Genomic DNA, 12,696 nt, shown 5'->3' with positions numbered 1-12,696 from the left:
TGGTGACGCCCGGGATCAGATCTTCTGACGGGCGGCCTTGGTGAACCTCTTGATGACCATCTCGCGCTTCAGGCGGGAGATATGGTCGATGAAAAGTACACCATTGAGATGGTCGATTTCATGCTGAAGGCAAGTGGCGAGCAGGCCGTCGGCTTCGGTCACTGTTTCCTTGCCGTCTCGACCGATCGACTTCACCGTGATCGAGGCCGGACGTTCAACCTCGGCGTAATAGTCCGGGATCGACAGGCAGCCTTCCTCGTAGACCGAGCGTTCGTCGGAGCTCGTGAGGATCTCCGGATTGATGTAGATGAGCGGCGCCGGCTCTTCGCCTTCCTTGGCGAGATCGATCACCAGCAAACGGCGCGGCACGCCGACCTGGATCGCGGCAAGGCCGATGCCCGGCGCTTCGTACATGGTTTCGAGCATGTCATCGATCAACTGCTCGAGCTCGGCATCGACGCGCTCGATGGGCGCGGATACCTGACGCAGCAGGGGATCGGGCAGGATGATGAGAGGCTTGATGGTCATGGCCTCCCTTAGCGCAACTTCCCCACGGAGGAAACGGAAAAAACGCTTCCGTTTCTCCGATTCTGAGCCGGATCAGGCGACCCGTCGTTCCATGATGCGACGCCCCTGCGGGGCTGCGTCGGCACGGGTGCGGATCTGAGACAACTGCTCGACGAGACCGGCGACCTCGGCCCGCAGGCGGCGCGTCTCGTCCGACGTGCGCTCGACCATGTCGCTGTTCTCGTGGGTGAGTAGGTCCATGTTGCGGGTCGCCTGGTTCACTTCATTGAGGCCGATCGCCTGGTCCTTGGCGGCGGTCGCAATGTCGGAGACGAAGGTGTCGATCGCATCGATGCGCGTGATGATGTCGGTCAGGGCTTCACCGGTGCCGGTGACAAGACCGACACCTTCCTTCACCTGGGCGGAGCTCTGGGAAATCAGCTGCTTGATTTCCTTCGCCGCATCGGCTGAGCGCTGGGCAAGCTGGCGGACTTCCTGGGCGACCACTGCAAAGCCCTTGCCGGCATCGCCCGCACGGGCTGCTTCGACGCCGGCGTTCAGCGCGAGTAGATTGGTCTGGAAGGCAATTTCATCGATCACGCCGATGATCTTGGAAATCTCGGTGGAGGACTTTTCGATCGCATCCATGGCGGAGACCGCTTTCGACACGACAGTGCCTGACGTCTTCGCCTGCTGCTGCGTATCGCGGACCTCCTGCGAGGCGCGCTCGGCATTGGCTGCCGTCTGACTGACGCTGACGGATAGCTGCTGCAAGGCGGTGGAGCTTTCCTGCACGCCGCTGGCCTGGCGGGTGGTGCGGCTTGCCAGTTCGCTGGAGGCGTGAGCGATCGCATCGGTTCCGCTCAGAATGCCTTCCGAGGCGCGGCGGATTGCAGCAAAGGAAACGTTCAGGCGATCGACCGTGTCGTTGTAGTGCCCTGCCATCTCCTTGAAGTTCTCAGGCAGGTCCGTGGTCATGCGAGCTTCGAAATCACCCTGGGCCAGCGATTCCAGGCCACGACGCAGATGCTCCATGGCGATCGCCTGATCGGCCTCGAAACGGGCACGCTCTTCCTCGAGCGCCCGGCGCCGGCTTTCCAGCTCTTCCAGGTAGACGGAAATCGAATAGTCCATGTCGAGCATGGCGGCCTTGACCACGGCGCGCATCTTTTCGGCGAGCGAGGCGGCATGCTGTTTGCCGAACGGGAAAGGCCAGTGCTTGATCAGGATGCCGGCCAGAAGTTCGCCGACCAGCATGGAATAGCCGCCGATATACCAGCGTGGCTCAAGCCCGATACGGGCATGAGCCTTGCCGACCGCCATGACCCCGCGCACGTAGTTTTCATCGAAGTTGCCACTGGCGACCTTGTCCCAATGGCCGATCTGGGCGCTCTTTGCGCCATTCATATGGGCGCCATCGCGGAAATGCGCGGCGGTCTTCCCGGTCTTTGAAACCTTGGCGTAAAACTTGTCGAGTGCTCCGCCCAAGACCTCCTTGATGGTAGGACGAAGCTCGGCGAGCGTGCTGCGCGTCTTCTGATCGATTTCCAGGAATTCAAGACGTTCGGTGAGGTCGTTCTGAGTGTTCGAGGTCATGACGTTATGAAGACTTTCGGTTTGGCTGGTATCTGTCAGAACTGCCACGCTTTGCTGAACAGTTCCTAAACGGTCGCGCGGTTTCCGCGCGACCGTAACGGGCAAAGGCCGACTTAAGAGGCCATGCGGTAGTTGCTGCCTGGGTTCGACGACTGCACGCGGCTTCCGCTTGTCTTGAAACCTTGCAGCGCCTGGACGAGGCGCCCGGCCTCTTCCATCAGCGTCGCAGTCTGGGCCGAGCTTTCCTCGACCATGGCGGCGTTGCGCTGGGTGATCTGGTCCATCGACTGCACTGACGTGTTGACCTCGCGAAGGCCGCCGGACTGGTCGGCTGCAGCAAGCGCGATCTTGCCGACGATGTCGTTGATCTCGCCGATGCGGACGATGATCTTGCCAAGCGCGTCGCCGGCATTGTTGACGAGGCCAACACCGGCTTCGACCTGTGTCGAGCTCTGCGAGATCAGGTTCTTGATCTCGCGGGCGGCGTTGGCGCAACGCTGCGCAAGCTCACGAACTTCCTGAGCAACAACCGCGAAGCCACGCCCGGCCTCACCCGCACGGGCAGCCTCGACGCCGGCGTTCAACGCAAGAAGGTTGGTCTGGAAGGCAATCTCGTCGATGACGCCGATGATCTTGGAGATCTCGTCGGAGGATTTCTCGATGGCCCCCATGGCGGTGACGGCGCGGGAGACAACTTCTTCGGAGACGCGGGCTTCCGTCAATGCTGCACCGACGACCGTGGCAGCCTCTTTCGCGCCATCGGCGGTCAGGGTGACATTCTGGGTCAGTTCGTGCAGCGCGGCGGTGCTTTCCTCGAGACCCGCCGCCTGCTGCTCGGTGCGCTGGGCGAGATCATCGGTGGCATCGGAAATCGCAGTCGTCGATTTGAAGATTTCGTCGGCAGAATGGCGCACGGTCGTGATCGTCGCGCGCAGGGCATCGACCGACGCATTATAGTCTTCGGCCATCTGCGCGAAATTGGCCGGCAGATCGTTCGGCAGGCGGGCTTCAAGATCGCCGGCAGACAGCTTGCCGAGTGCCCCGCGCAGGGCTGCGAGCGCCGTTGCCTGCTCGGCTTCAGCCTTCAGCCGGGCGTCTTCCGCGGCCTGACGCTGCTCGGCCAGGATCGCCAGATAGACGGAGATGGAATAGTCCATGTCGAGCAAGGCAGCCTTGACCACAACGGAGATCTCTTCAGCGAGCTGCTCGGAATTGCGCCGACCGAAACGGCTTGGCCAACGTTCGCGAACGACCGCATGCACGAGCTGTTCGAGAACGAGCGCATAACCGCCGATATACCAGCGTGGCTCGAGGCCAATGCGGGCATGGGCCTTGCCGACTTTGGTGACACCCTCGACATAGCTGTCCGTATAGTCTGCGGTGCCGACGATGCCCCAGTGTTCTTCCTGACGCTTCTTGGCACCCTTGATATGATCTTCGTTGCGGAAGAAAGCGGCGGTCTCTGGAACCTTGCGCACCTTGTCGTAGAAGATTTCGAGCGCACCGCCGATGTTCTTGCGGATCAGCGGTCCAAGCCGCTTCAGGGTTTCGCGCCCCTTGTTGTCAAGTCCCAAAAAGCGAAGGCGATTGTTAAGGTCGGAATTGTCGGATTGGGACATGGCTTACGCGTCTTTCTACAACCAAAATGAATATCAGCATGCACTGATGTATCTCTCTAAGGGAGCGCTAAAATGGTAAATCTTTGGTTGCCGCATACAGGCGGCTTTTCGCCAAACCTTCGGGTTTTCTCCTTACCGGGTCAGATACTTGCGTTTCGTCAAATTTGAGCGTCGGATTTTCTTGCAATTGGCAAATGACAAACCGGCTCGCCATCGCATGTTCTCTCTTTGATCCACATGACCTTGGCGAATCAGCTATGGTCGCCTGATGAACATTCAGGACATTCCGGCGGTGACCATCGGCTCAGTCACCCTTTCACCCGCGTTTCTCGTGGCGCTGGGCGCTGCCTTGTTGCTGCTGCTCGTTCTGACGCTTGTCATCGTCGCGATCCGCGCTTCGGCCGGGCGGGCACGATTGATGGAGGAGACTGCACGGCGGGACGAAGCTGCAGAAGCGCGACTTTCGGAACTGCTGAAGGCCCAGGCAGAGATGCAGGGACGGCTTGCAACCATGGCAGAGGTCTTCGGCAGCCGTCAGGCCGAGCTCAATCAGTCGATCAGCCAACGCCTTGACGGCATGACTCATCGGCTCGGGACGACGATCACCGAGCAGACAAAGTCGACACATGACAATCTGCGCACCCTGCAGGAGCGACTGGCGGTGATCGATGCCGCGCAAAACAACATCCAGTCGCTGGCCAAGGATGTCGTCGGCCTTCAGGCGATCCTGTCCAACAAGCAGACGCGCGGCGCCTTCGGCCAGTCGCGCATGGAGACGATCGTTGCCGACGGACTGCCGATGGGCGCCTATGCGTTCCAGACGACACTCTCCAACGGCTCGCGCCCCGACTGCACCATCCGGATGCCGAACAATTCGCCGCCACTGGTGGTGGATGCGAAGTTCCCGCTCGAAGCCTGGAACGTGATCCGGGAGACGGAAAATCCGGAACAGAAGAAGGCTGCCTCGCAGCAGTTCCGCCGGGATATGGAGGTGCATATCCGCGACATCTCGGAGAAGTACCTGATCCCCGGCGAGACCCAGGATATGGCCTTCCTGTTCGTGCCGTCGGAATCGATCTTCGCCGAGGTCCACGAAAACTTCGAAGGCATCGTGCAGAAGGCGCACCGGCAGAAAGTGGTGATCGTTTCGCCGTCGCTGCTGATGCTCTCGATCCAGGTGATCCAGGCGGTGCTGAAGGACCAGCGCATGCGCGAGCAGGCGCATCTGATCCAGGGCGAAGTCATCCGCCTAATGGAAGATCTTGGACGTCTTGATGATCGGACGCGAAAGCTTCAGAGCCACTTCCTCGCAGCCCAGAAGGATGTCGAGATGATCATCACATCCTCGGACAAGCTGGCAAAACGCGGCGCCAAGATCGAAGCCATGGAATTCGAAACACCCGGCGGACGAGAGGATGGCGACGAGGCGCCCAGTCGCGCCGTCGAGAGCCGCACGGGTCTCCTCAAGCTCAGGGTTGTTGACGAGGACTGAGACCCGGTCCAAAAGAGCGCGACAGCCTAGAGCATTCAGGGAGGCACCGCGCTCATGATCACCGTCTTCGGCTCCATCAACATGGACCTCGTTGCCACCACGCCCAGGCTGCCAAAGCCGGGTGAAACGGTCGCCGGGACGGGATTTGCAACGGCAGCGGGCGGCAAGGGTGCGAACCAGGCGCTGGCAGCCCGGCGCGCCGGGGCCGAGGTGCGCATGGTCGGCGCCGTTGGTCGCGACGAGTTCGCAGGCCCGGCGCTCGATCTTCTCGACAAGGCAGGTGCAAACCTTTCGGCCGTTGCCCGCGTCGACGGCCCGACCGGCACCGCGCTCATCCTGGTGGGTGGCGACGGCGAGAACATGATTGCTGTCGTGCCCGCCGCCAACGGCACCGTCAGCGCTGCGCAGGCCGAGAGCGCTGTAGAGGGTATGCAGAACGGCGATATCCTGATGGTGCAGCAGGAGGTGCCAGCGGGCTCCGTCGAGGCTGCGCTGACGAGCGCAAAAGCCCGGGGCGTCTGCACAGTGCTCAACATCGCCCCCCTCATCCCGGAGACAGAAGACCTGGCGGCGCTTGCCGATATCGTCATCGCCAACGAGACCGAGTTCGAACGACTGGTCGGCCGTGACAACCTGACAGCCGAAGAGCGGGAGCAGATCCTCCTCGACATGCATGGCAAGACCGGGCAGATCCTGATCGTGACCCTCGGTGCCGATGGCGTGATTGCTGCCGAAGGTGGTAATCTGCACCGGACCAAGGGCCTGAAGATCGTGCCGGTCGATACGGTCGGCGCTGGTGACACCTTCTGCGGCTATCTTGCCGCGAGCCTGGACGCAGGTCTTGCTTTCGGCGATGCGCTGCGCCGCGCAGCCGTGGCCGGATCGCTTGCCTGCCTCAAGGCCGGTGCCCAGCCGTCGATCCCCGTGGCCGCCGATGTGACGGCCTCGCTTTGATACTTAATCAGGCCGCTTAAGTCTGATTTATTGCCCGTTAAGCAATGGAACATAGCATCGGTCGTGATCAGGGTGCGCGAAAGCGCGCCCGGCCACGCCATGAGGGTGTGGAATGAATGTCCCTGCGTCCTGATCCTCAGTTTTCGAGGCTTCCATGTTCGCCTTCTTTACCCGTTCGATCGCCGCCAAGCTCCTGGTCGTCACCGGCGTCGCCATCGGACTTGTGCTTTTCCTTTCCAATCTCGTTCTGATTTCGCAGACCCGCGACCGTGTTCACGCGCTGACCATGGAACAGGCGGATGCAGAGGCGAAATCGATCGCCCGTGAAGTTGCCGGCGATATCGGCGAACTGGCGAGTGCGGCCCGCACAATGGCCGGCGTCATCGGCCGCGGCCATGAGGGACAATCCTTCGATCGCCAGGGCATCACGAACATCCTCAAGGCCAATCTCGAACAGAACCCGTTCGCTTTCGGAAGCTGGATGGCGGAAGCGCCCGGCGCCATTGACGGCCGCAAGGACGACGTCAAGGGACAGGCAAACCTGGGAGCCAATGACGACGGGATTTACACCCCCTACTGGTCCAAGGATCGCAATGGCGCGATCCAGTTCTCGACCTTCGCCGCCAAGTATGACGCCGAATGGTATGCGCTTGCGGCCAAGAGCGGCAAAGGCGCGATTACGGCTCCCTATCTGGCCGAAGGCACCGATGTGCCGACCACAATGAGTTCCATCGCCTATCCGGTGTTCTCCGGCGGCAAGATGATCGGCGTCAGCGGTGTCGACATCTCACTTCTGTCCCTGTCCGACAAGCTCAAGGCGCTCAAGCCTTTCGAGACCGGGCGCGTGCTGCTCGTGGCACAGGGCCAGCAATGGCTGGTGGCTCCGACGGACGAACTCTTGATGAAGCCGTATGAGGAAGCCGGCGCAGACGCGCTGAAGACGGCACTCTCAAGCGGTACCGGCAGCCTCGTTCCCAACCTTGCAGACGCCAATGGCGAAGGCTTCGACCGGCTGCTCTATCCCTTTGCCGTGCCGGGCGTGAACACCACATGGGCTGTTATCATCGATATCCCGCATGCGGCGATCAATGCACCGGTCGAGGCGCAGACGCTGATGATGATCGTCGGCGGCCTGATCGTGCTCGGCGCCGTCATGCTGGCGCTGTTTCTTGCAGTGCGCTCGATCGCTCAGCGCCCGTTGCATGGTCTCGTCGGCGACGTCGAGCGCATGACCAAGGGCGACTATGCCAGCGACGTCTCAAACCAGGATCGCCAGGATGAGATCGGTCTTGTCGCCAAGGCGCTCGACGGCTTCCGCCACAAGCTCGCCGAAAGCAACATGCTTGCTGCCGAAGCCGATGCGCAGCGCAAGGCCGCCGAAGGCGAGCGCCGTCGCAACGAAGACGAACGCAATCAATCCGCTTCGGTGCAACAGCATGTCGTGACCGCGCTCGGAAGCGGTCTCGCGCAGCTCTCCCAGGGCAATCTTACCTATCGGATCGCCGACGAATTCCCCGGCGAGTATGCCGCGCTGAAGCGCGACTTCAACGATGCCGTGACAAGCCTTGAACAGGCACTCGCCTCCGTGAACGGCAGCGTGGTCAACATCGCCGCCGGCACTAGCGAGATCTCCGAAAGCGCTGCAGACCTTTCCAAGCGAACCGAGCAGCAGGCGGCGAGCCTCGAAGAAACCGCGGCGGCTCTGAACGAGCTGACCGAACAGGTCAATTCGAGCGCAGACAATGCCGGGACGGCGGCAAACACTGTTTCGGTTGCCGTCAAGGATGCCGAAAAGTCCGGCGAGGTGGTGCAGAAGGCAGTCGCTTCGATGCATGGCATCGAGCAGTCGTCGCGGGAAATCTCCCGCATCATCGGGGTCATCGACGAGATTGCCTTCCAGACCAACCTGCTCGCGCTCAATGCGGGTGTGGAAGCGGCCCGCGCCGGGGAAGCCGGCAAGGGCTTTGCAGTCGTCGCGCAGGAAGTCCGTGAGCTCGCCCAGCGTTCGGCAACGGCCGCCAAGGAGATCAAGGCGCTGATCAATGCCTCGGCCGCCCAGGTCAAGGACGGCGTCGAGCTTGTCGGCGAAGCCGGTCAGACGCTCGAAAAGATCGCCCAGCAGGTCATGCAGATCAACGGGCTCATTCGCCAGATCTCCGCTTCGGCCAGTGAACAGGCCTCCGGCCTCAAGGAGGTGAATGCAGCCGTCAACCAGATGGACCAGGTGACCCAGCAGAACGCTGCGATGGTGGAAGAGACGACGGCGGCCAGCATGGCGCTGCGCAACGAGTCCGATACGCTGCGCGGCCTGGTGGCGAAGTTCCAGGTCACGGGTGCCGCCGCGCCCGTTGCGGCCCTGCGCGCTGCGGCAGAGACGATGCGAAGCCCCGCAACCTCAACGGCTGCAAGCCCCAGGGCACCGGTCTATACGCCGGCTCCTCGCAAGGTGGCCGCAGCAGGCGGCGCCGCTTCAAGCGCCGACAATTGGGAAGAGTTCTGAGGTTCAGAGCCCAAGCCCAAATCCAAATCCAAATCAAAGGGCGCTGCCGAGGCCGCGCCCTTTTTCATTCGCTCAAAGGCGGGCAAAGCGCTCGATCAACAGATCGAAGAAGCCGTCGGCATCGACGCTGCGCATGAAGGTCGCATTCGGGGTGCGGCCGGAGACGCGCCACCAGTCGACAACGGTCATGCCGACCGTCAGCTCGGACTGCAGCTCGATCTCGACGTTGCAGTGGCGACCAGAGAAAAGCTCGGGCTTCAAAAGGTAGGCGACAACGGTCGGATCATGCAGGGGGCCGCCGTCCGAGCCGTATTTCTCCTCGTCGAAGCGCTCGAAGAATTCCAACCACTCGACCATAACCTTAGCCGGCTTTGTCCCGAGCGCGGCCATGCGGGCAACGCGGGCCTTGGTGGTCATCAGCTGGTGGGTGACATCGAGCGGCATGACGGTGACCGGGATGCCTGAACCAAGGACGGCAGCCGCGGCATGCGGATCGACATAGATGTTGAATTCGGCGGCCGGCGTGATGTTGCCCCCCTCGGAGAAGCCACCGCCCATCATCACCAGCTCCTTGACGCGCGAGGCGATGTCCGGCGCCTTCTGAAGCGCAAGGCCGATGTTGGTCAGCGGGCCGAGCGTGCAGAGCGTAACGGTGCCCTCCGGCTCGTTGCGGACCGTCTCGATGATGAAGTCCACGGCGTGCTGGCTCTGCGCCGCCATGGTCGGCTCTGGCAAAACCGCGCCATCGAGACCTGTCTTGCCATGGACGTGTTCGGCTGTGACGAGCGGGCGTACCATGGGTCGATCAGCCCCTTCGAAGACGCGCCGGTCGGTCTCGCCGCAGAGCTCGCAGACGATGCGGGCATTGCGGCTCGTCATCGTGAGGGGCACGTTGCCGGCGACGGTGGTGATGCCGAGCAGGTCGAGTTCATCGGGGCTGGCAAAGGCGAGCATGAGGGCGGCTGCATCGTCCTGACCGGGGTCGGTATCGATGATGATCTTGCGGGGTTCTGTCATGGCGCAATCCTAAAGTCGAAAGGCCGAGGCTTGGAACGCGGGTTCGCTTTTGTCAAGCAAGACAGTGCTTGTCGTGGGCCGTGCGATTTCCCATATTTGGTAGACGACGACAGTCCTTCAGGACTGCACAAGGGAATGGAATGACGCGCAACAGACTGCCATCCGAAGCCTTCATCATCACCTTCGACACCGGGGACGGTAGTGCCTTTCGGCGCCCACGGGGTAGCGATGGCTACCCGCCCTACGACATCGAGCGGCTGGCGCCGCAGAAGGGCGTAGAACGGCTGCGCGTCACGCTCGCCGTGGCTGGTTTTGACGAAAACGAACTCGATGTCAGCGTGGAGGCCAAGCAGCTCGTGATCCGGGGCAAGCAGGCAGAACGCGAGGAGGCGGATTATCTCTTCCGCGGCATTGCTTCACGTCAGTTTCAGCGGGTCTTTGCTATTGAGGACGGTATGGAAGTGACCGGGGCCTCGCTGAGAAACGGCCTTCTGGCAATCGAGATCATCCAGCATGATCCCGTGCATCTGGTAAGGAAAATTAACATCTCCACCGCAGAATGAAGTTCGCGGCAATGTTCTGCCGCCTCTCCCTCATACGCGGAGGATCGGAATGTTACTCAAAGAAGCCTCATCCAGCCTGACGAAATCCGAACTGGCGCATCTCGGCGCCGGCGAAGTGGGCTATATCAGGAAGATGAAATCAGACGAAGTGTCCCGCTGCTTTCCGGAAGCCCCGGAAATCGATCCAACGCTGGATCTCTGGGCTTTGTTTGCCGCAGACGGCACGCCGATCCTGCTCACCGACAACAGGTCGAGCACCTTTTTCAAGGCTGCAGAAGACGACCTGAAGACTGTTTCGCTGCACTAACAGGTGCAGCGACCGTCCGTCTCGCCGAGATGCGAATCAGCGCTTGCGAAATGTGAGATAGGCCGATGACCGGCCTTCACGCCGGGCCTTGGCTTCGTAGCGCGTCCCCGGCCAGCCATCATAGGGCGTGAGCCAGTCGCTCGCATTGCGAGCTGTCCATTCGAACCCACCATGATCGCGGCAGTGCTGCAGCGTCCAGTTGACGTAAGTGTCGATGTCAGAGGCGAAGCAGAAAATGCCTTCCGGCTTCAGGACCTTGTGGAAGCGTTGTAGGTTCACCTGCGAGACGAAGCGACGCTTCCAATGCTTTTTCTTGGGCCAGGGATCGGCATAGAGGAGATCGATCTGATCGATCTGGCCTTCCGGCAGCCAGTCCAGCAATTGCGTGGCATCATCGTCGTAGACGCGAATGTTCTTCAGGCCCTCGGCCTCGACGACCGCGAGCAGTTTCGCCATGGAGTTGACGAAGGGCTCCACGCCGATGAAGCCGGTGGTCGGATTGGTCCGGGCACGGTGAACCAGATGCTCACCGCCCCCGAAGCCGATTTCGAGGCGGATCTTGTCAACAGGAAGAGGGAAGAGCGGCTTGAGGTCGGCCGGCACCTGCGATGCCAAGTCGACCTTCAGTTCCGGCAGGACGGTTTCCATGCGCTCGACCTGTTGCTCGCGCAACGGCTTGCCCTTGCGTCGACCGAAGAAAGCTTCGGTCGACCTCGTCCTGCGTTCCTGTTCCGTCATTCAGATCAAGCCTTGATCGCATCCTTGAGCGGCTTGACCAGATCCAGCTTCTCCCAGGAGAAGGAACCATCGCGGCCAGCCTTGCGGCCGAAATGGCCGTAGGCCGACGTCTTAGCATAGATCGGCTTGTTCAGGTCAAGATGGCGGCGAATGCCCGACGGGGACAAGTCCATGACCTTGCGGATGCCGGCTTCGACCTCGTCCTCGGTCACCGTGCCGGTGCCATGCAGGTCGACATAGATCGACAGCGGCTGGGCAATGCCGATGGCATAGGAGATCTGGATCGTGCAGCGCTCGGCGAGACCGGCAGCGACGACGTTCTTGGCGAGGTAGCGGGCGGCGTAAGCGGCCGAGCGGTCAACCTTGGTCGTGTCCTTGCCGGAGAAAGCGCCGCCGCCATGCGGCGCCGCACCGCCATAGGTGTCGACGATGATCTTGCGGCCGGTGAGGCCGGCGTCACCATCCGGGCCGCCGATGACAAACTTGCCGGTCGGGTTGATGTACCATGCGCAATCGTCGGCAATCTTCAATTCGCCCAGCGCTTCGCGGATGAAGGGCTCGACGACCTCGCGAACCTTCTTGGAGTCCCAGCTATCGTCTAGATGCTGGGTGGAGAGAACGATCGAGGTGGCTTCGGCCGGCTTGCCGTCGACGTAACGGACGGTGACCTGGCTCTTGGCGTCGGGGCCGAGCTTGCCGACATCGCCCTCGCCCTTCTTGCGAGCGGTGGAAAGCGTCTGAAGGATCTTGTGCGAATAGTAGATCGGGGCCGGCATCAGGTCCGGCGTTTCCTTGCAGGCGTAACCGAACATGATGCCCTGGTCGCCAGCGCCTTCGCTGTTGGAACTGTCGGCTGCCTTGTCGACGCCCTGTGCGATGTGCGCGGACTGCGAATGCAGGAGCACATCGATCTTGGCCGTCTTCCAGTGGAAACCGTCCTGCTCGTAGCCGATGTCGCGGATCGCCTTGCGGGCGGCGGATTTGAACTTGGCGGGGTTGATGACCTCGTTGCCATTCTTGTCGGTCTTCATCAGGCTCGGTGGAAGGCGGACTTCACCGGCGATGACGACGCGATTGGTGGTGGCAAGCGTTTCGCATGCGATGCGTACGGTCCAGGGGTCGACGCCAGTTTTGGCGGCTTCACGATAAACAAGGTCGACGATTTCGTCGGAGATTCGGTCACAAACCTTGTCCGGATGACCTTCGGATACGGACTCACTGGTAAAAAGATAATTCGCACGCATCGGGATTCCCCTCAAAGTATGGATGGCGGGCATCGTTACTCAGTTCGAAACCCGATGACAAGGACACAACCACATAAATATATCTTTATGTGAGTAAATTTTTCCTTCTGCGGACATAAAAAAAGCGGCCCTGCGGCCGCTCTCTTTGTCAGGCGTATA

Annotated in this window: 11 protein-coding genes; 5 read left to right on the top strand and 6 right to left on the bottom strand. The window is 61.3% G+C overall.

What is annotated here, in order from left to right; all coding sequences use genetic code 11:
- Positions 1-15: 15 nt before the first annotated feature.
- The 3 genes from def to BW978_RS02040 all read right to left on the bottom strand — a co-directional run bounded on the left by def (position 16) and on the right by BW978_RS02040 (position 3,722).
- Positions 16-528: a peptide deformylase gene (gene def / locus BW978_RS02050; RefSeq protein WP_076391753.1), complete on the bottom strand. Its 513-nt coding sequence runs from the start codon at positions 526-528 to the stop codon at positions 16-18.
- A 72-nt stretch (positions 529-600) separates the two neighbouring features.
- Positions 601-2,103, bottom strand: coding sequence for a globin-coupled sensor protein (locus BW978_RS02045; protein ID WP_076391751.1), 1,503 nt, complete (start codon positions 2,101-2,103; stop codon positions 601-603).
- A 113-nt stretch (positions 2,104-2,216) separates the two neighbouring features.
- Entirely contained in the window at positions 2,217-3,722 is a 1,506-nt protein-coding gene (locus BW978_RS02040; RefSeq protein WP_076391749.1) for a globin-coupled sensor protein, read from the bottom strand.
- A gap of 268 nt (positions 3,723-3,990) precedes the next feature.
- Here BW978_RS02040 and BW978_RS02035 point away from each other — a divergent pair, with 268 nt between their 5' ends.
- From BW978_RS02035 to BW978_RS02025, 3 genes are all read left to right on the top strand, one after another.
- Positions 3,991-5,214, top strand: a complete 1,224-nt coding sequence (locus BW978_RS02035; protein ID WP_076391747.1) for a DNA recombination protein RmuC — start codon at positions 3,991-3,993, stop codon at positions 5,212-5,214.
- A gap of 54 nt (positions 5,215-5,268) precedes the next feature.
- Entirely contained in the window at positions 5,269-6,168 is a 900-nt protein-coding gene (locus tag BW978_RS02030; RefSeq protein WP_076391745.1) for a ribokinase, read from the top strand.
- 154 nt (positions 6,169-6,322) lie between these two features.
- Positions 6,323-8,668, top strand: a complete 2,346-nt coding sequence (locus BW978_RS02025; RefSeq protein WP_076391743.1) for a methyl-accepting chemotaxis protein — start codon at positions 6,323-6,325, stop codon at positions 8,666-8,668.
- Between the two features lie 72 nt (positions 8,669-8,740).
- Here BW978_RS02025 and BW978_RS02020 read toward each other — a convergent pair whose 3' ends face one another.
- Positions 8,741-9,685 carry a nucleoside hydrolase gene (locus BW978_RS02020; protein ID WP_076391741.1) on the bottom strand — a complete coding sequence of 315 codons (945 nt, stop codon included), beginning with the start codon at positions 9,683-9,685 and terminating at the stop codon, positions 8,741-8,743.
- A 140-nt stretch (positions 9,686-9,825) separates the two neighbouring features.
- On the opposite strand from BW978_RS02020, the gene BW978_RS02015 reads away from it, so the two are divergent.
- Together BW978_RS02015 and BW978_RS02010 are read left to right on the top strand one after the other, a co-directional pair.
- Complete coding sequence (locus BW978_RS02015) at positions 9,826-10,248, top strand: Hsp20 family protein (protein WP_076391739.1); 423 nt, start codon at positions 9,826-9,828, stop codon at positions 10,246-10,248.
- 49 nt (positions 10,249-10,297) lie between these two features.
- Positions 10,298-10,555, top strand: a complete 258-nt coding sequence (locus BW978_RS02010) for a BQ00720 family protein (protein ID WP_076391737.1) — start codon at positions 10,298-10,300, stop codon at positions 10,553-10,555.
- Positions 10,556-10,591: 36 nt separating this feature from the next.
- On the opposite strand, the gene trmB is transcribed toward BW978_RS02010, so the two are convergent.
- Both trmB and metK read right to left on the bottom strand, forming a co-directional pair.
- A complete protein-coding gene (gene trmB, locus BW978_RS02005) occupies positions 10,592-11,293 on the bottom strand; it encodes a tRNA (guanosine(46)-N7)-methyltransferase TrmB (RefSeq protein ID WP_076391734.1) in 702 nt (233 codons plus the stop codon).
- 5 nt (positions 11,294-11,298) lie between these two features.
- Positions 11,299-12,537, bottom strand: a complete 1,239-nt coding sequence (metK, locus tag BW978_RS02000; protein ID WP_076391732.1) for a methionine adenosyltransferase — start codon at positions 12,535-12,537, stop codon at positions 11,299-11,301.
- Between the last annotated feature and the right edge of the window lie 159 nt (positions 12,538-12,696).

The sequence above is a fragment of the Rhizobium sp. RU33A genome (genome assembly GCF_900156055.1).
In the GTDB taxonomy this organism is placed as follows: Bacteria; Pseudomonadota; Alphaproteobacteria; order Rhizobiales; family Rhizobiaceae; genus Allorhizobium.
Note: the sequence above shows the minus strand (reverse complement) of the source record. Positions and strands in the feature narration are given on the sequence as shown.